The following is a 19685-nucleotide window of genomic DNA, read 5'->3' on the forward strand; positions in this document are numbered from 1 at the left end:
CTTTTTGTCCTTGCGGAGGTGCATCACGCGCGGCCATAGCCGCCGCCGCCGCACATCTCGATGGTGATGACATCGTCCCGTTGCAGCACGAGGTTCGACTTGCCCTCGACATCGATCACCTCGTCGCCGCGCGTGAGCGTGAGGCGTGCGGTCTTACCGGGTGCACCGCCCTTCAAGCCAAACGGGGGAATAATCTTGCGCTCGACACAACTGGTCAGATGCATGCTGGGTGCGAGAATCCGGTAGCTGCGCACGACACCGTCACCGCCCGGATAGGCGCCTGCCCCGCCGGAGCCCCAGCGGATCGCCTGCTGCTCGACGCGAATATTGTAGTTGGCCTCGATGGCCTCGGCCGGCGTGTTGGAGGTGTTGGTCAGGTGCACGCGGGTTGCGGCGCAGCCGGCGCGATTGTGCCGCGCACCCTCGCCGCCGGCATGGACCTCGTACAGCATCTTCCAGGAGCCATCCTGCCGCGGCTCGGCGAAAGAGAGCATGCCGGACGTGGTGGCGCCGCCCGACGACAGCCGCTCCGGTATCACATCCTGCATGGCCAGGAAGATCGCATCGACGATGCGCAGCGACGTCTCGTGATTGCCTGCCGCCACCGGTGCGGTGAGACCGGGTTCAAAGATCGAGCCCGGCCGAGTGATGATGGTGAGCGGACGCAACGCGCCGCCATTCTGCTGCATATCGCGCCCGCTCATGATGCGCGCGCTATAGGCCACCGCGGATTTCGCGATGAAGGACGTGGTGTTACAGAAATTCGAGACCCGGTCGCAACTGCCGGACAGATCGAACGTCGCTTCGTCGCCCTTGATGGTGATCTTGACATGGATGCGGGCCGGCTCATCATTGGGGCCGCCGTCGTCGAGAAAATCCTCGCCTTCATAGACGCCGTCAGGTAGCCCGAGAATGGCTTCGCGCATCTCGGCTTCGGAGAGATCGTGCAGCCGCGACAGCGCCGCCACGAACATTGCCTTGCCGTGCTGCTTGCACAATTCGACGATGCGCTTTTCGCCGGCCAGTGTGCAGGCGATCTGGCCGAGCAAATCACCCTCGCAGGATTCCGGATCGCGGACATTGACCTTGAGGAACTGGACGATGGCATCGCTGACACCCGCCGCGGTGGCGATCTTGATCGGTGGAACGCGCAGCGCTTCCTGGAAGGTATCGATAGCCTTGGCGAGATAGCTGCCCGGCCATGAGCCACCGATATCGGGCCAATGCGCGAGGCTGACGGCGAAGGCAACGATGTCACCCTCGAAGAATACCGGACGGACGACCTTGACGTCGTTAAGGTGATTGCCGCCGAGCGCGCCGAGATTGTAGATCAGCACATCGCCTTCGCTCAGCGTCGCAGCCGGCACGACTTTCAGTAATTCGCGGATCGTATAGGCCATGGCGCCGAGATGCACGGGGATGTCACGGCCCTGCCCGACCAGTTCGCCCTGCGCGTCGGTGATCGCCGAGGATAGATCGCCGGCTTCGCGGAGCAGCGGCGAACGCGCCGAGCGTGTCATCACCAGGCTCATCTCTTCCGCCGCGGCCGACAGGCCATGGCGGATCACTTCGACGGCAAAGGGGTCGAGCTTCATGATGCCACCTTCGCGAGATAAAGATTGCCGTTGCTGTCCGGCGTCGCCTGCCATTGCGGCGGCAGCACCACGGTGGACCAGGCGTCTTCGATGATCGCCGGACCAAACACGACGGAAGTCATGGCGCTCCGATCGATCACATCGGTCATCACATCCAGCGCGCCATCGAACGAGCAACGGCGCTTCGGAGCAGATTCGGCGCGCAACACTGTTGACGGGCGACTGACTTCGGTGGTCGAGGGCTGCCGCGCCTGCGCACGCACGGATTCGATCACGCAGCTTTCGTTGGTCGCATAGCCGAACAGTTCGCGATGCTTGACGAGAAAGTCCTGCCGAAGTCTATCGACATCGAGCGGCATCGTGAAAGGCACGGGGATCGCATCGGCCTGCGCGGCATAGCGCATCAGCGCGACCAGTTCGATCTGGATGGAGTCGCGCGGGATCGCATTGGCGAGCAGAGGCACGAGGGTCTGCTCGACCAGCGCTTCGATGCGCTGCGTGACCTTGGCCAGATCGATGCCGTCCAGCGCCACGCGCAACGTCTGCTGCTGCAGGAAGCTGAAATCCGCAGTCAGACATCCCAGCGCGGAGAAGGCGCTGGACGCAGCGGGCACCACGATCTCCGTGATCCCGTAGAGTTCGGCGAGACCCGCCGCATGCATCGGGCCGCCACCGCCAAACGCCAGCAGCGTGCAGTCGCGACCATCGATGCCGCGCTCCACCGTCACGCGGCGCAGCGCGCGAGCCATGGTGGCATTCGCGACGCGAATGATGCCGAGCGCAGTCTCGGTAAGGCTGAGCCCGAGACCCTGCGCGATCGGCTCGATGACGCGGGCTGCAGCATCGACGTCGATACCGATGCGGTCGCCGAGCTTGGTTTCAGGGTTGAGATAGCCGAGCAGCGCATTGGCATCGGTGATGGTCGGCTTGGTGCCGCCACGGCCATAGCAGGCTGGGCCCGGCTCCGAGCCGGCACTTTCCGGCCCGACGGTCAGACCGCCTGCGCCGGCGCGCACGATGGAGCCACCGCCAGCGCCAATGGAATGCACCGCCAGCATCGGCTGACGCAGCGGACGATCGCCAAGCATCTTGCCGTCGGCCATCTCCGCCTGGCCATCGACGATCAGACAGACGTCAGTCGTCGTGCCGCCCATATCGAAAGTGAGCACGCGGGATTTCTTGAGCTGGCGCGCGATGCTGACCGAGGCCGCGACGCCGGCGGCCGGGCCGGACATGGCCATCACCAGCGGGCGGCGCTTGACGGCTGAAATCGGGATCATCGCGCCGGCAGAGTGAAACACCTGCAGGCCCGGACCGATGGGCAGACGCTCTTCAAGCTCGCTCAGATATTCCACCGCAATCGGCATCGCCGCCGCATTGAACGCCGTCGACGACGTGCGCTCATATTCGCGCGCTTCGGGATTGATCTCATGCGACAGCGAGACATGCGGAACGACATCCTTCAACCGTTCGGCCAGCATCTGTTCATGGACGGGATTTGCATAGGCGTGCAGCAGCGAGACGGCGACGCTTTCCACGCCGGTCTCCTTCAGCCAAGCGATCAGGCGCTTGATTTCGGCTTCGGCCAGCGGCCTCAGCACTTGGCCCTCGTGATCAAGGCGCTCATCGAGCGCGAAACACAATTCACGCGGCACCAGCGCCTTGGCCTTTGGCGCGATGTCCAGACGATAGAGATCGCGGCGGCGATATCTGGCGATCTCCAGAACGTCCTCGAACCCCTTGGTCGCGATCAGGGCGATCCTGGGCAGACGCTCCTCGACGATCGCATTGGTGATCCGGGTGGTGCCATGAATGAAACGCTTCACATCGCTCTTGCGCAGGCCGACCGCCTCGATCGCTTCCAGCATCGCCTGGACCGGCGCATGTGGGCGCGACGGCACTTTGGCGATCCGCGTCTCTGACGTGTCGCGCCGGATGGCGATGATATCGGTGAAGGTGCCACCGATGTCGGTTCCGATTTCCCAGATATTCGTCACGCGCGTTGGTCCCGCTTTCGTTCAGGGCCGGCGATGCAGCACAAGGGCTACATCGTCGGGTCGTTCGTCTTCGCTTACTTGCGGGCGAGATCGCGGAAGTCGACCTGGCGGTGAAACCAGTAGGTGTAGCCATCGAGTTGCGGGATCATCACGGCGTCCTGATTGGCCTGCCACAGCAGAACCAGCGGCACTTCCTTGACGTATTCCGCAATCATCTGCTTGCCCATCTCGTCATATTTGGCCTGATCCTGCTCGAACCGAGCCTGATTGGCCAGTTTCACCACCAGCTCGTCATTCCAGGAGCTGTAATTCCAGCGCTGGTTACCGGTGAAGAAATTGCGGAAGAAGTAATCGGTGGTCGGCAGCCAGGCGGTGGAACCTTCGGTGAAGAACGGCAACTTCTTCTCGGTGATCTGCGTCGACATCTGCGAGTCCGGAAGCTTCTGCACGTCGACCTCAATGTTGAGCTTCGCCAGCGCCTCCTTCAGCAGCGCAGCCATCGGCTCGGTGACCGCGGCGGAGCCGACATTGATGCTGAAAGTGGTCTTGAAGCCGTTCGGAAAGCCGGCGTCGGTCAGGAGCTGTTTGGCCTTGGCCATATCGGTCTTTGCCGGCATCGGCTGCGGGAAGTCGCCATTCGGCGGCGACGTCCACGATGCACCGAACAGCGGAAAGCCACGTTTGAAGATTGCTGCGCTGAACATATCGTTATAGGGCAGCGCCATGGCGATGGCCTGACGGACCTTGAGATTGTCGAATGGCGCCATCTGCGTGTTGAAGGCAATCATGGTGAAGCCGTTGGTCTGCGGTGACGACTCCACCTTGACCTTGCCGCGCTGCTGCAGCGACGGCACGTCGCTGGCCTGCAGATCGATGGCGATGTCGGCATCGCCCTTCTCGATCAGATTGGCGCGCGTGGCGGGATCGCCGATGGTCTGTTCGATGACGCGCTTGAAGTAAGGCAGCTTGCCGTCACGACCGCTCTTCCAGTTGTCGTTGCGTTTCAGGATCAACTGTTCACCCGGCTTGAACATCTCGACCGTGTAGGCGCCCGAGCCGGCGGTGCTGGTCTTCAGCCATTCCTGAGCCCAGGGATCCTCGGCGGTGGCATGCTGCTTCGCGAGCTTGCTGTTGAAGATCGGCGCCAGCGGCGTGGCGAGATTGGCCAGCGCCAGACGATCCGCTTTGGGTAGTGTTACAGTGATCGTGCGATCATCGACAATCGCGAACTGCTCGGCCTTGGTCAGCGATCCCGTGCCCATTTGCCCTGCGGCAATGGATTTGGCCGTGACCGCACGATCGAGCGACCATTTCACGTCTTCTGCGGTGACGGGCGTGCCATCGTGCCACTTGGTATCGCGCAGCTTGAAGGTGATCTTCAGCCCGTCCGGGCTGACCTCATAGCTCTCGGCCAGTTCGCCGCGGATCTTGCTGCGGTCGAATACCCAGACGCCGTTTTCGTCGCGCTTGCGGTCGAAGGCCACAAGGCGGTCATAGATGCTGGTCGAGACGCCAAAGGCCTCACGTGTCGCGCCCGGCGTGGTGGGGTCTAGCGTCGGGATATTGTTGCCGGTCACCTGGCGCAGGGTCTCGGCCCGCGTCTGCGCCTGTGCCGCCGCTGGCGTGAGCGCCATCAGCAGTACGCTGCCCGTCAATCTCAACAAACGCCCGCGATCAGCCGTCATCTGCCACCGTCCCCTGTCGAACCTCGTTCTGCAAAATCTTGGCGCATCGCGCGCATCCGGATAGAGCCAGACTCACTGGAAACGACTAGGCCAGATTGCTGGACGCAGGGTAACGCGCGAGCGAGGCGCCAAGGTGCTTTGTTACAGTGCAAGCGCTGCACGCAAATGCAGCAAAGATTTCATCGACGCGCCTATGCGCTCAGATGCAGGATGTGCGGCAGTTGTCGCGCCGTCGATGGGTCGACGAGATCGCGCCTTGGCGGCGGCGGGGGGCTCCCCGCCGACGATTGATCAATTCGCAGGCGCGCGGCCATTGCCGGGAAACGCATATGGCGGATCGAATTATTTTTTTGCCGCAGATGGCTCCACACCGAGAATCTGCGCCATTTTCGCGATCAGACGCGTCGCATCGGTGGGCTTGAGGCGACCATAACCCAATACGAGGCCGGCATAGATCGGCGTCTCCAGATGATTCTGCGATAGCGGCTGCACGTGGAGACCCGCTTGCTTCAACAGCCGGGCGGCCTCCACATCGCTCATCCGCGCCTTCAGGCGCTCGGTGAACAGAGCGACGAGATGAAGACCGGTTGCGCAGGGAGCGACGGTGAGATCATCAGGCAAATACTGACGGATCGCATCCATCAGGGCCTTCTGCCGCTCCGCATAAACTTTTCGCATGCGGCGGAGATGGCGCAGCAGATGGCCCTCGCGCATGAATTCAGCGAGCGCGCGCTGACCGATACCGGAACTGTGCACGTCGATACGCGCACGGCCCTTGGTGAAGATCTCGACGAAGCGCTCCGGCGCGACGATATAGCCCAGGCGCAAGCTCGGCATCATGATCTTGGAGAAAGTGCCGAGATAGATCACGCGCTGCTCGCGGTCGAGCGACTTCAGCGACGCGATCATACTGTCCTGATGCCGGAACTCGGAATTGTAGTCGTCCTCGACAATCCAGACGTCGTTGCGATTGGCCCAGTCAAGCAATTCCAGCCTCCGCTCCAACCCCATGCTGACGCCGAGCGGATACTGATGCGACGGCGTCACCACGATCAGCTTCGCATTCGGCGCGCGGCGAATGCCCTCGGTGACGCATAGCCCCTTGTCGTCCACCGGTATCGGCACCAATTTACCGCCCGCCGCTGTCAGCGACCACTGCGCCTCGACGAAGCCCGGTTCCTCCACCCAGACTTCGTCGCCATGATCGAGGATCATGCGGCTGCACAGGTCGAGCGCGCTGGAAGTGCCCGAGGTCACGACGATCTGCTCGGGCGTGCAGACGAGACCACGTACCGCGCCGAGGAAGTCCGCGATCTCGCGCCGAAGCTCGGGAAGCCCGGCGGGGGACAAATCGAGGCATTCCTCCTTGTCGGGGTGCAGCGACGTCTGACGCAGCAACCGAGCCCAGTCGCCGAACGGAAAGGTCGAGATATCGGGCGCACCGGGGCTGAAATCGGACGCCCAATTAGTCTCGTAGGTGAAGCCAATCAGCGACTGCCAGCGCTGAGAGATGGGACCGGCGATACGAGACGTATCCGCAGACGCGCCCGCCGGCGATGCCGCGCTGCGGCTGACTGCGGCGACCGAGACACCGCCGCGCGGCATCGATTCCAGATAGCCTTCGGCGTAGAGGATGTCCCAGGCACTCAGCACCACCATACGCGAGCAACCGAGTTCGCGCGCAATCTCCCGCGAACCGAGAAACTGGGTGCCCGCCGGCAGCGTCCCGTGCAGAATCCCCTCGCGCATCTGCGCCGCGATCTGCTGGGGCAATGCCACTGACGAAGCCCGGTCAAGACGGATGCCCGCGAGCGACACCCGTCTCCTCTGGCCAGTGGAATTCTGCATGCGAAACGGGGCCCGGACAAACGATCGAGATGAATGCGACCGAACACGTAACAGCACGGAAGGCTGGACGTCCACATCGCAGCGTACAGCCCAAATGGCGGAGCTTGCCACGCGCCCTGCACACGGTTTGAGATCCGAGCCAAGACGCTTCCAGCGCGTTAAAATCCCGATCGAAATACCGGCCCCCGCAATATGCGAGACGCCAAAAGCGTTCACTCTGAAGCAAGGGCTGCAAAGGCGTGCGCCAACGATCTCACTCAGTTCTAGGGCGCTAGATACTGCAACAATCGTGGATCGTTGCGGATTTCCTGCGCCGAACCTGTCAGCGCAACCCGGCCGCGATCCAGCACGTAAGCGCGGCTCGCGACCCGAAGCGCGAGATCCAGATGCTGCTCGACGATGACGACGGCAATGTCCTTCGCCAGCAGGATCAGGCGCTCGGTGATTTCCTCGATGACACCGATCCAGACGCCTTCAGTCGGCTCATCCAGCAGCAGGATTTTGGGATCGGACAGCATGGCGCGCCCGATCGCCAGCATCTTGCGCTCACCGCCGGACAATGTGCCGGCAAACTGGTCGAGCCGCTGGCCGAGCTTGGGGAAAATCTCCAGGACCCGGTTGACTGCCCCGCTGTCGCGATTGGTCAGCGCGCCGACGGCGAGATTGTCCCGCACCGAGAGTTTCGCGAACACCGAATGTTCCTGCGGGACATAGCCGACGCCGCGGCGGATGCGCTGCTCGGTCGGCAGTTTGCCGACATCGCGGCCATCGAGGCTCACCGCACCGCCGAGCACCGGCAACTCACCCACAATAGCCTTCATCAGCGTGGTTTTGCCGGCGCCGTTGCGGCCGAGAATGGCGACGCCGCCGCGCCACGGCACGCTGACCGTAACGCCGAACAGCACCTGGCTGCGGCCGTAACCGGCATCCAGCGACTGGATATCGAGCAATTTATCGTCAGGCACGGCGGAGATAGACCTCCTGGACCCTGGGGCACGACTGCACATGCTGCACCGTGCCGGTCTGCAGGATTTGGCCCTGATCCAGCACTGTGAGGCGGTCGCAGATGTCGCGGATGAAATCGAGATCGTGCTCGACGATGACGAGCGAACAGCGCGCCTTGATCGGCTGCAGCAATTCGCCGGTGACGCGGCGTTCTTCCAGGCTCATGCCGCCGGTCGGCTCGTCGAGCAGCAACAGTTTCGGCTCCGGCGCCAGCGCCATGGCGATCTCGAGCCATTGCTGCTGGCCGTGCGACAGCGCGGAGGCCGGCTCGTGGGCGCGATCGACAAGGCGAAATTGTTCGAGCATCGTCATGACCTTGTCGTGCAGCACGCCACGGGTGCGCGACAGCGCCAGATTGAGCAGCGATGTCTGCGCCTGCAGCGCCAGCAGGATGTTGTCGTACAGCGTCAGCGCCGGCAGCACGCTGGTGATCTGGAATTTCAGGCTCATGCCGGCACGGGCGCGCTCGGCCGGCGAGGCCTGCGTGATATCGTGGCCGCCGAAAGTGACGGTGCCCTGCGTCGGCGTCTCGGCGCCGGCGATACATTTCATCAGCGTGCTCTTGCCGGAACCATTGGGTCCGATCAGGCCGTGGAATTCATTGGCAGCGATGGTGAGATCGGCGCCGTTCAGCGCCGTGAGCTTGCCGAATATCTTGACGAGGCCTTTTGCTTCCAGAAGCGCCATGACTATCGCTTCCCCGGACGGCCGAAGCTGCCGACGCGCTCGCGCTCTGACAACAACAGGCTGACCAGTCCTGCGGGACGGAACAGGATGACCAGCAGCAGCAATACGCCAAGAATGATCGGCCAGATGTCCTGATAGCTGTTCGACAGCCAGAAGCTGACAGCCTCAATGACGACCGTGCCGATCACGGCGCCGATCAGTGTGCCGGAGCCGCCGAACAACACATAGAGCACGACCTGGGTGGAAATCACGACGCCCAGCATGTTGGGCCAGACGAAGCCTTCGTGAAACGCATAGAGACTGCCGGCGAGCCCGGCGATAGCCCCGCTCAGCGAGAAGATCATCGCCTTGAGGTGCTGCACCTTGTAGCCGAAGAAGGCGATGCGCTGTTCGTTCTCGCGCAGGCCGGCCAGCGCGAGGCCGAATTGCGAGCGCATCAGGAAACGACAGAGCAGATAGACCACGATCAGGAAACCGATGGCCATGTAGTAATAGGCAGGTCCCTCTGTGAGCTCATAGCTGCCGATTGTCATCGGCGGGATCGAGGGAATGCCGTTCTGGCCGCCAAGATAGTACCACCCCCGCGCCAGACGATCGCAGGCATAGGAGCCGGTCAGTGTGCCCAGTGCCACGAAGATGACGCTGGCGGGATGGCGACCAAGCAGCAGAAAGCCGCCGAGCAGCAGCGCGAAGGCGAAGCCGATCAGAAGGCCGGCAGGCAGGACGAGCAGGATCGAAGTGATGCCGAGATCGCGCGCCAGCAGCGCCACGCCATACCCGGCAGAGCCGAAAAACACGGCCTGGCCGAAACTCATGATGCCGGCATAGCCCCAGACCAGATCGAATGACAGCGCGAACAGGCAGAGGATCAGCACGCGCGTGGCATAGACGGTGAGATAGTCCTGCAGCACCAGCGGCAGCAGCAGGCCGATGACCAGCACTGCGATCTCGATCATCGGCAGCACGCGCCATTGGCGCGATGCGCTGATGCCTCGCGTCAGAGATACGGCAGAGAGTGGCGTCGTCTCGGTCATCAGGTCGCCGGCATGAGAGAAAGAGAAGCGGGAGTGATATCGGCCACTCCCGCGAGGTTCGGTTATCGACTTAGCATTCCTTGGGATCGACGAGACCGGCGCTGCGCGCGACGACCTCATATTTGCCGCCCTTGGCCACCGCCGTGTACATCTTCATCTTGCAGTGCCGCTGACCGGGGACCATCTCGGCCGGGCCGCCCGGGCCTTCGGCGATCTTGGCATGGTCGAGCGCCTTGGCAACTGCATCACGATCGACACTACCGGCTTCCTTGACGGCCGCCTCCCACAGTTTCAGGCCGCGATAGGTGCCGGTCGCGGCGCTACCAGCCGCAAACAGGAAGTTGCCGGGAAACTGCTTCTCATAGGCGGCTTGCAGCTTGGCGCTGAACGGATCTTCCGGCGTCAGCGCTTTGAAGTAATCGAGGCAGCTTGCGAGGCCCTCGATCTCGGCAGGCTGATTGATGCTGAGCGTGTTCTCGTCATAATAGACGCAGGCGAGCCGCCCGCCATTCTTGAGGAAGCCTGCTTCGGAGAGCTGCTTGAAGAACGGCCCTACACCTGGCGGAATGACGGTGTTGAAGACGACATCCACCTTGTTCGAAATGATGCGGTTCACGGTCGACGAAAAATCGATCTGGTCGAGCGGGTAGTACTCCTCGAACACGACCTCGCCGCCATTGGCCTCGATCACCTTGCGGGCATAGACGTTCAGCGTATGCGGCCAGACATAATTGGCACTGGGCAACGCAAACTTCTTGCCGCCATTCTTGATCAGCCAGGGGATGAATTCATCGCATTGCTGCGCCGGCGTCGGCCCGGTGCAGAACAGATAGGGCGTGCATTCCTTGCCTTCATAGAGCTGCGGATAGATGTAGAGCGTCTTGCCGCGGGAGACGATGACGTCCTTGATGGCGTTGCGCATCGACGAGGTGATGCCGCCTATGACCAGATCGACCTTTTCGCGCTGGATCAGCTTACGGACATTGCCGACCGCGACGGATTCATTGGACGCGGTGTCCTCGATATACAGTTCCAGCGGTCGGCCAAGCAAACCGCCGGCATCGTTGATGTCCTTGATCACCATCCTGGCCACATTGGCGTCAGCATTGCCGGCATAGCCCATCGGCCCGGTGAGATCGGTGCCGACGCCGACCTTGATCGGTCCGGCAGCCGCGTTGGCCCAGTCCGGCCGGATCACCCAACTGCCGACACCAGTGGCGATGGCCGTACCGAACAGCGCCGCATTGCCGAGAAAGCGGCGACGGCTGAGAGTGTTGGCGTCTTGAGACATCGGACTAAACCCCTTTTCCTGCAACGAGGCCCTGCGGCCGGAATTTGATGAAGATGATGGCGAGCACGAATACGGCGACATCGGCGATAACGGGCGAGATGACCCAAGGCAGCGCCGCACTCAGCGTGCCGATCAGGCCGGCGCCGGCGACCGGACCTGCAAAAGAGCCGATGCCGCCGACCATGACGGCCACGAAGCCCTGAATCAGAAAGCGAATGCCGAGATCGGCGAACAGCGTGAACACCGGCACGATCAGTGCGCCGGCCAGACCTGCGAGCGCGGCACCAAAGGCGAAGGTTGCGCCATAGATTGCGTTGGTCGAAATGCCGGAGGCCCGCGCCAGCGCCGGGTTCTCCAGCGAAGCGCGGATGCGCAGGCCGAACGCGGTGCGCGCCAGCAGCAGATAGCTCCCTGCCATCACCAGCGCGGTGATCACGATGATCACCAGACGCCAGGTTGAGAAATGCATGCCGCCGATGGTCACCGAACCGCCGACCGGCTCCGGCACCGACAAATACAGTCCGCCGATCAGGCCACGCACGATCTCGCGGATGATCAGCCCAAGCGCATAGGTGCCGAGCATGGCCACGATCGGCGCAGCATAGAATCGCCGGACGATGAGCCGTTCCAGCACGAAGCCTAGCGCGCCGACGACAAATGGCGCCGCAACCATACCGACCCACACCGGCAAACCCGCGGTGTGAACAATGTAGGTGACATAGGCCCCGAGCAGAACGAACTCGCCCTGCGCGAAATTGAAGATACCCATCATGCTGGCGATGATCCCCAGCCCCAGCACGACCAGCACGACGATCGCCCCGAAACTGGCGATCTCGAAGACCGCCATGATCAGATTATCCATGCGTGATCACCGATCCTCGCTTCTGCATGGATGCCTCACATCGTCTTCCAATCAGCGGACTGCTCGAAGGCATGAGCCGCGCGATAGACGGTCATCTCGTCGAAATGCTTGCCGACCAGCATCAACCCGACGGGCAGGCCATCGACCATGCCGCAGGGGATCGACATCGCCGGATGATGCGAGATGTCGAAGGGCGAGGTGTTGGAGATCATCTCGAAGGCGCGGCCGACGACTTCTTCACGCGGCGCGCCGGGCGCCGGCAGCGGTGTCGCTTTCATCGGCGTAGTCGGCATCAGCAACAGATCATAGCTCGCCAGCGCCTTGTCATAGGCAGCCGTGACGCGACGCGAGATGTTCAGCGCCTTGCCATAGAAGCGCGGTCCGAAATTATTGTTGATATAGGTGCCGAACAGCAGCAGCAGCTTGGTGGTTTCGGACAGCGAGTCCGCCTGCCCGCGCCAGCCACGATGGGCGTCCATCAGCGACGTCGAATAGAGATCCGACCGGCTGAGGCCATAGCCGTCGCCCACCATCATGGTCTGCGTCATGCCTTCGGTGCCGATCGGGGTCCACACCGCCGCCGCGGTGAGATGCATCGGGATCGAGATCGTCTCCACTGTCGCGCCGAGATCGGCGAAGCGCTTAGCGGCTTCGCGAACGCTGCGATTGACCGCGTCTTCGGCGCCGAGCTGCTCGAAACCTTCCTTGACGATGGCGATCTTCATGCCCTTGACGCCGGTGCCGAGCGCCTTGGTGTATTCCGGCACTTCCGGCGACTTGATCCGCGGATCATAGCCGTCATCGCCGGCAAGCACTTCCAGCAGCAGCGCATTGTCAGCGACATTGGATGTCATCGGGCCAGTGTGATCGACGAATATCTCGATCGGCATGATGCCCGTATAAGGCACCAGACCCCAGGTCGGCTTCATGCCATAGGTGCCCGAGAAGGACGACGGCATGCGGATCGAACCGCCCTGGTCACCGCCAATCGCCATGTCGACTTCGCCGAGCGCGACAACGACCGCACTGCCGGACGACGACCCGCCGGCGGAATAGCCCATCTTGTGCGGGTTATGCACGTTGCCCGTCGAATTGGTGTGGCTGCCGCCGGACATGCAGAAGGATTCGCAATGCACCTTGCCCATGATCTCGGCGCCGGCGTCCAGCATGCGCGTGACGATGGTGGCGTCGAAATCCGGCACATAGCCTTCCAGCGTGGAGGAGCCGTTCATCATCGGCACGCCGGCCAGCATGATGTTGTCCTTCAGCGCGACGGTCTTGCCCTTGAGCTTGCCGCTGGGCGCACCCTTCACCACGGACTTCCGATACCAGGCGTTGCGCGTGTTCTCTTCCGGCGCGGGCCGATAGCCAGGCGTACGCGGATATTTCACCTCGGGTACTTCGTCGGGCATCGCCGCCACGACGTTGTAGGCATCGACGGATCCCTGCATCAGCGCGCGGAACGAGGTGACGTCCTCCGCGGATAGTGCGAGGCCGCACTGATCTGCGACGGCGAGGAGTTGATCGGGAGTGGGAAGTGAAACGGCCACGATGATTTCTCCTGATGCAACCGGCGCGGCATTTCTTCGGGATGCCCATGCCGTCAAGGCGACGACGGTGTCGCCTTTCGCGCATCATTAGAAAGAGAAATATTTTCCTTTTCAAGTATTATTTTTCAGGGTCGTCCTGATCGAGTCTGCGACTGACCTAGAATGTCCGGATGAGCCTGAAATCCAGACCGTCTGCTTCAGCAAGATAGATCGGCATTTTCGCCCGCCCGCCGCGCATGCTGACCTCACCGCGGGCGCCGTGATAGGCCACGCTGGACGCCGCGTTCAGCATCGGCCGGACGTCGAATGAGCCTGCCTTGGTCGCCACGGATTCGAGAAACCGAAGCCCCTCGTAGTTCGACTGCGCGACCGATCCCGGCACAGGCGCACAGCGTCCGAACGATGCTTCATATTGCGCACGGAATGCATCATTCGCCGCCGACGCACGGTCGACGAAATAGCCCGATGCACAATAGAGCCCCTCGGAGCTATCCGCGCCCATGCCGAGCAGCAGCGTTTCATCCATGGCCCCCGCCAGTCGGAGAACCTTCGAAGACAGACCATGTTCGGCGAAGGCGCGGTTGAACACGATGCTGTCGGTGCCGATCAGCGAGATGACTACGACATCCGGCTTGGCCGCCCGGATACGGGCGATCTGGGCATCGTGATTCTGCTCGCCAAGCGCCACGAATTCCTCACCGACCACGCGCCCTCCGGCGCCGGCGATGTATGTCTTGGTGGCCTTGTGGGCCAGCCACGGCCAGACGTAATCGCTGCCGATCAGATACCAGCGCTTCGCCTTCTTTTCATTCGCCAGCCATTCGATGGCCGGGCGCGACTGATCGCGCGGCGTCTCACCGATCGCCATCACGCCGGGCGTGCGTTCTCCGCCCTCATAGACAGGCGTGTAGATATAGGGCACGCGCCCGGCGATCACCTTGCGCAACGCGACGCGGACCGCGCTGATATGCGAGCCCATGATGACATCGACATCGCCAGCCGCGATCATGTCGGCTGCCGTGCGGGCAACGCCATCGATATCGCCGCCGGCGTCGTGAAACACCGGCTCGATCTCGCGCCCGAGAATGCCGCCGCGCCGATTGATCTCCGATGCCGCGAGCATCATGCTATTGGTGCCCGCCAGGCCCCAGATCCCGGCCGGGCCGGACAGGCCGATAAAATTGACGACGCGCAGCTTTTCGCGATTGCGACGCCGCGGAAACAGATCGGGACGTGCAATCGCGTCACGACCTCCTCCCCTGTCCTGAAAGCCCTTCAGCAACCATGGCGCCGGCATCGGCAGCGCGCCGGTCGTTGCAATCTGCAGTGACGAGAGCATGTCGCTCTCCTTTCGACGTTGTCAGCGGCGGTGCGGCGTCAATTTATCGGCAGTAAAATCGTGCGAAAGAAAATATCGTAGAGGAAAATATTGAATATTCAACGATTCCCGTGCATATGGATCAGGCAAAGTCGCTTAATATTCATCACCCCTTCCAGCAAAGTTTCCCAACCGTGGCCAGAACGCCGAGCACGCCCATCACCGAACACCTCGCTTATCTGCTGGCGCAGGCGAACCGGGAAATTAATCGCCAGCTCGATGCGCGCTTCAAGAAGGAAGGCGTGCCGGTCGAACAGTGGCGCATTCTGAAAGTGCTGTCCGACGGCAAGGGCCACTCCATGGGCGACCTCGCCGATGCGGTTCTGCTGAATCATCCGACCCTGACCAAGATGGTCGATCGGATGGTGTCTGATGCACTGGTCTACCGGGTGCAGGACCCCGACGACCGCCGCAAGGTGGTGATGTTCATTTCCGACCGTGGCAAGACTCTGACCCAGCGGCTGAACTCGCTGGCGCTGAGCCAGGAGGCCCATATCGCCGAGAACTACGGCAACAAGGCAACGGCCGACCTGAAGCGCCTGCTGGAAAGCCTGATCGAAAAGGCGAACTAGGTTTTCCATCTCTTCGCACCGACCATTATATGGGCCGTCGACAGACCAGGTCGATTTCGATCAGAGCGTCATAAGCGAGGCCCGTGACGCCGATACAGGTCCGCGCCGGCAGGCGATCCGGCGGAAAATAGCTGCGATAGGTCTCGTTCATCGCCACGTAGTCGCGCTTGAATTCGGTGAGATAGATCCGCGTCATGGTGATGTGCTCGAAGCCGAGATCGAGCCCCGCGAGCACCACGCGCAGATTTTCCATCACCGCTTCGGTCTGAGCCACGATGCCATCGGGCAGCACGCCCGGCATCGCCGGCGTGTCCGGCATCTGCCCGGTGACGAACACGAAGCCGCCGGTCTCCACAGCATGGCTGAACGGCGCGACCGGCTTCGGCCCGCCGGTGATCATGTGAAATTGCAACAGCGCGTCTCCTGGACCTTATGATTTTGACGTGTGGTCGAACACTCGCTTGCTCAGAATGGCATGAACGCCCCAATTGCCGTCGACAACCTGCGTCACGCCGAAGTCGACCGCGACCGACATCAACGCGATCGCCTCATCTTCGGTGAGACCTTTGATGTTCATCAGGAAGCGCCGCATCTTGCGAAAGGCGTCCTTCATCGCGAGATCGAGCGACGAGGTCGCATAGACCTCGCTCTGCCCCTTGGCGCCGAATTCAGCGAGATAGTTCGGATGGCTGAAGCCCATCAACACCCAGTCACTCTCGGTCTCGATCAGCGGATAAGTGAGGTCGGCGAACGCCTGGCCGGCGAGATTGCCCTTCTTGTGCAAGATCACCTGGAACGTTCCGGTCATCGAACATTCGATCGCCGTGCCACCGAGTTCGCCGTCGCCCTGCGCGGCATGGGGATCGCCGACCGACAGCAATGCGCCGGGCACCGACACCGGAAGATAGACCGTCGATCCCTTGCCGAGCCGCCAATTGTCGAGATTACCGCCAAAATAGGCTGGCGGCACTGAATCGACGAGATCGGCCTCTCGCGGCGCCACGGCAATGACACCGAAATGTGGACGCAGAGGAATGCGAATGCCGTCGAGCACGTCATGCCGACGCCGCACAGAGGCCGGCGTAATCGGAATGCCCGGATAATCGTAGGTATTGTGCACGGTGCCGAACGGATCGGTCTGCGGCTCCCAGCGATACGAGTAGAGCGCGCGCGCATATGGCACGTCGTCGTGATCGAGAATTTCGTAGATCGTCACCGCCTCACGCGCATTCTGCTCGGCGAGAAATTCCTTGTAGTGATAGCCCCACCACGCCGCGACGCTACTGCCGAAAACCTGACCGTCGAAATCCGGATTGCGACTGGCGCGCGGCACGATGTCGAGGATGCGAATTTCCAGCACATCGCCGGGCTGCGCGTCCCTGATCGCCACCGGCCCGGTGCAAATGTGGACGCCAAAGCCCTCACCGGCCCCACGGCCATAGATCGAGGCGTCCATCGGACCGGCCCCGCGGCGATCGACATTCTTCTGATCGCGCGTCCAGCAGAACACGCTCTCAGCGCCGATATCGCCCTTGATCATCCGCTCGGGATCGTCGGATGCGTGCTGCGTCAGTGTTTCGATGGTGATCGTGTCGCCGGAATTGATCTCGATCTGCGGCGGCAACGAGCGGCTGAAATAGCCCCAGTGCACGCGAGATGCATCGGCGGCAAGATGATGGTGCCGGAGATTCTTCGAAGCATCCGCGATGCCGTGCGTGATCGTCTCGGCCGGCTCCGGCTGCGCAATCTTCCCCGTGGTCGACGGCGCGTGCTGGCTGCGCAACTGCGCCAGCGCTTCCTGCGGCCATCCGCGTTGTCCCGCCGCCGTGGCCGACGCCGTCAAGCGCTCGGCTTCATTCTGGCGGAATTCGCGCGGCGACAGGCCGAAGCGGTGACGGAACGTGCGGCTGAAATGCGCGGAGTCATTGAAGCCGGCACGAAAGGCAATCTCGGAAATCGAGTGATGCGCCTCGGACGGATTCGACAGATCGGCCCAGGTGCGCTGCAGCCGGCGTTCGCGCAGGTAATGCGTAAAGCTGCTGCCGGTGCCTTCGAACAGTTTCTGCAGATAACGTTCGGAGATGCCCTCGGCCTGCGCCACCTTGGCCGGGGTCAGATCCGCATCGTCGAGGCGTCGCTCGATGGTCTGGCACAGCCGATGCAAGGTCGCAGCCTTGGTCGCCGTGCCGCTGTTGAGATCGGCCGTCGGCTCGGCCAGTTGACGTGTAAAGGTCGGCAACAGATCGGCAAGACTTTGTGCGATCGCCAACCATTCGGCATCGGACAATGTTTCAAGGTTGTGGGCCGCCTGTTCCATCATACGCGCGAACACGTCGCCGAAGCCGCCGGGGCCTACGATCTGGACATCGGCGATGGCGGGTGCACTGGCGCGGCGGCTGTGCAGCAGATCGGACGTCACCGAGAGCACCACCGCGCGCATGTCGCGCTGGAATGCGACGCTCCAGTCCCCTTTGCGCGGCAACAGCAGCAGATGTCCAGCGGCCACGATTTGATGTCCCGCTGCAGTCTTTAGCGCGACGCCATCCTCAAGCGGCAGGAGCACCAGGGGATGGTCGCTGGCCAGATCCGACAGCGGCGAGATCGCCTGTGCGCCAGCAGACAATTTGGCCAGTGCAATACCTTCGAAGGTGCGACGAACTGCAGTGGCGTGGCCGTGATGCGTGGCCGTCGCAGCCGTCGGCTGCAGGCCAATCGAACTCAGGACGTCGCGCCATGCTTCGGGGCGGTCGTCTTCAGAGTAGGATTCGCTGGTGAACGGACGGAGGCTCATGCATCGACCTTCATAGCCGAAGCGAAGCAACCTCCGTGCCATCCCGAAGGACGCAGCGCCCTGCCCTGCAACTTCCCCGATCACCGCGCCATCATCCCCATAGCCGAATTCAGTGCAATTTCATCCGCTTAGTCGCAGCGGAAGACGTTCTTGCGGATTGTGCCATGGACGCCCCAATTGGCATCGACCACCTGCGTCACCCCGAAATCCGCACCGACCGACATCAGCGAAATCGCCTCGTCTTCGCTCATCTTGTGCACCGTCATCAGGAAACGCCTGAGCTTGCGGAACGCATCGCGCATCGCCCGATCGAGGCTGGAATGATTGGCGACGTCGAGCTGCGCATTGGCGCCGAGTTCGGCGAGATAGTTCGGGAACGTAAAGCCATAGACCGACCAGGCATCGGGCGTTTCCAGCATCGGGTGTGTCAGGCCCTCCAGCGGTGTCCCACCGAGGTCGCGATGCTTGTGCAGAATAAATTCGAAGTCGCCGGTCAGCGACGTCTCGATCGCCGTGCCTCCGAGCTCGCTGTCGCCCTGCGCGGCATGGGGATCGCCGACCGAGAAGAACGCGCCGGGCACCGCCACGGGATAGAACATCTTGGCGCCCTTGCCGACGCGCCAGTCGTCGATATTGCCGCCTGTGTAACTCGGCGGGATCGACGACACGAAATCCTCCTCGGATGGCGCGAGGCCCATGGTACCGAAATGCAGCCGTGCCGGCACCCTGACATTGGGCAGAATGTTTTCGCGTTTCCTGATGGTCGCGTGATCGACGCGTACGCCGGGATAATCGATGGTCGGATGCAGGATGCCATCGGGATCAATCTGCGGCGTCCAGACATAATTATAGACCGCCCTGGCGAAGGGTTCGCCCGATGTATCCAGCTCAAAGATCGTCACGACCTCGCGCGGCTTCGGTTCCTCGATCAGGTCGTGATAGTGGAAGCCCCAATTCGCGGCGACGTTGGAGCCGAAGCACTTGCCGGCATGACAGGCCTTGCAGGCCGGCCGCGGGCGCACGTCGAGAATACGCACTTCCAGCACGTCGCCCGGCTCCGCGCCTTCGATGGCCACCGGCCCGGTGAGCAGATGCACGCCGACGCCTTCGCCGGAGCCGCGGATGAACGGGCCTTCGGTCGGGCCCGAGCCGCGCCGCACCACCGCCTTGTGCTCGCGGCTCCATTTGAACACGCTTTCGGCGCCGGGATCGCCTTCGATCATGCGCTCGTAATCATCATTGGCGTGATGCGTCAGCGTCTCGATGGTGGCGCGATCGCCCGACTTCAGCGTCAGCGCGGGCGTCACGATCTTGCTGAAATAGCCCCAGTGAACGGTCTTCGGCGACACTGGAAGAAGATGATGCTTCATGCTGAGGCCCTCATAGACAT

The 19685-nt window shown here is 62.4% G+C and carries 15 protein-coding genes; 1 reads left to right on the top strand and 14 read right to left on the bottom strand.

Features of this window, described 5'->3' with window-relative positions:
- Window positions 1–23: 23 nt before the first annotated feature.
- From AB8A50_RS15930 to AB8A50_RS15980, 11 genes are all read right to left on the bottom strand, one after another.
- Window positions 24–1595, bottom strand: coding sequence for a hydantoinase B/oxoprolinase family protein (locus AB8A50_RS15930; protein WP_439078261.1), 1572 nt, complete (start codon window positions 1593–1595; stop codon window positions 24–26).
- Window positions 1592–3592, bottom strand: coding sequence for a hydantoinase/oxoprolinase family protein (locus AB8A50_RS15935; RefSeq protein ID WP_439078262.1), 2001 nt, complete (start codon window positions 3590–3592; stop codon window positions 1592–1594). Before AB8A50_RS15935 ends, AB8A50_RS15930 begins: the two co-directional genes overlap by 4 nt.
- 74 nt (window positions 3593–3666) lie before the next feature.
- Window positions 3667–5277 (bottom strand): ABC transporter substrate-binding protein, encoded by a 1611-nt coding sequence (locus tag AB8A50_RS15940; RefSeq protein ID WP_439078263.1) that lies wholly within the window; start codon window positions 5275–5277, stop codon window positions 3667–3669.
- Window positions 5278–5619: 342 nt separating this feature from the next.
- A complete protein-coding gene (locus AB8A50_RS15945; protein WP_439078264.1) occupies window positions 5620–7056 on the bottom strand; it encodes a PLP-dependent aminotransferase family protein in 1437 nt (478 codons plus the stop codon).
- Between the two features lie 332 nt (window positions 7057–7388).
- Window positions 7389–8090 (bottom strand): ABC transporter ATP-binding protein, encoded by a 702-nt coding sequence (locus AB8A50_RS15950; protein ID WP_439078265.1) that lies wholly within the window; start codon window positions 8088–8090, stop codon window positions 7389–7391.
- Window positions 8083–8817 (bottom strand): ABC transporter ATP-binding protein, encoded by a 735-nt coding sequence (locus tag AB8A50_RS15955; protein ID WP_439078266.1) that lies wholly within the window; start codon window positions 8815–8817, stop codon window positions 8083–8085. Before AB8A50_RS15955 ends, AB8A50_RS15950 begins: the two co-directional genes overlap by 8 nt.
- Window positions 8818–8819: 2 nt before the next feature.
- The gene (locus tag AB8A50_RS15960; RefSeq protein ID WP_439078267.1) at window positions 8820–9851 is read right to left on the bottom strand and encodes a branched-chain amino acid ABC transporter permease; all 1032 of its coding nucleotides are present in this window, start codon (window positions 9849–9851) and stop codon (window positions 8820–8822) included.
- 70 nt (window positions 9852–9921) lie between these two features.
- The gene (locus AB8A50_RS15965) at window positions 9922–11142 is read right to left on the bottom strand and encodes a substrate-binding protein (RefSeq protein ID WP_184511885.1); all 1221 of its coding nucleotides are present in this window, start codon (window positions 11140–11142) and stop codon (window positions 9922–9924) included.
- Window positions 11143–11146: 4 nt separating this feature from the next.
- The gene (locus AB8A50_RS15970) at window positions 11147–12004 is read right to left on the bottom strand and encodes a branched-chain amino acid ABC transporter permease (protein ID WP_439078268.1); all 858 of its coding nucleotides are present in this window, start codon (window positions 12002–12004) and stop codon (window positions 11147–11149) included.
- Between the two features lie 35 nt (window positions 12005–12039).
- The gene (locus AB8A50_RS15975; RefSeq protein WP_439078269.1) at window positions 12040–13554 is read right to left on the bottom strand and encodes an amidase; all 1515 of its coding nucleotides are present in this window, start codon (window positions 13552–13554) and stop codon (window positions 12040–12042) included.
- 157 nt (window positions 13555–13711) lie between these two features.
- Window positions 13712–14893 carry a substrate-binding domain-containing protein gene (locus AB8A50_RS15980; RefSeq protein WP_439078270.1) on the bottom strand — a complete coding sequence of 394 codons (1182 nt, stop codon included), beginning with the start codon at window positions 14891–14893 and terminating at the stop codon, window positions 13712–13714.
- Between the two features lie 173 nt (window positions 14894–15066).
- On the opposite strand from AB8A50_RS15980, the gene AB8A50_RS15985 reads away from it, so the two are divergent.
- Entirely contained in the window at window positions 15067–15504 is a 438-nt protein-coding gene (locus AB8A50_RS15985; RefSeq protein WP_068735340.1) for a MarR family winged helix-turn-helix transcriptional regulator, read from the top strand.
- Between the two features lie 25 nt (window positions 15505–15529).
- Here AB8A50_RS15985 and AB8A50_RS15990 read toward each other — a convergent pair whose 3' ends face one another.
- The 3 genes from AB8A50_RS15990 to AB8A50_RS16000 all read right to left on the bottom strand — a co-directional run bounded on the left by AB8A50_RS15990 (window position 15530) and on the right by AB8A50_RS16000 (window position 19665).
- Window positions 15530–15916 carry a RidA family protein gene (locus tag AB8A50_RS15990; protein ID WP_439078271.1) on the bottom strand — a complete coding sequence of 129 codons (387 nt, stop codon included), beginning with the start codon at window positions 15914–15916 and terminating at the stop codon, window positions 15530–15532.
- An 18-nt stretch (window positions 15917–15934) separates the two neighbouring features.
- The gene (locus tag AB8A50_RS15995; protein WP_439078272.1) at window positions 15935–18295 is read right to left on the bottom strand and encodes an acetamidase/formamidase family protein; all 2361 of its coding nucleotides are present in this window, start codon (window positions 18293–18295) and stop codon (window positions 15935–15937) included.
- Window positions 18296–18423: 128 nt separating this feature from the next.
- A complete protein-coding gene (locus AB8A50_RS16000) occupies window positions 18424–19665 on the bottom strand; it encodes an acetamidase/formamidase family protein (RefSeq protein WP_439078273.1) in 1242 nt (413 codons plus the stop codon).
- Between the last annotated feature and the right edge of the window lie 20 nt (window positions 19666–19685).

The sequence above is a fragment of the Tardiphaga sp. 841_E9_N1_2 genome, assembly GCF_051811065.1.
Lineage (GTDB): Bacteria > Pseudomonadota > Alphaproteobacteria > Rhizobiales > Xanthobacteraceae > Tardiphaga > Tardiphaga robiniae.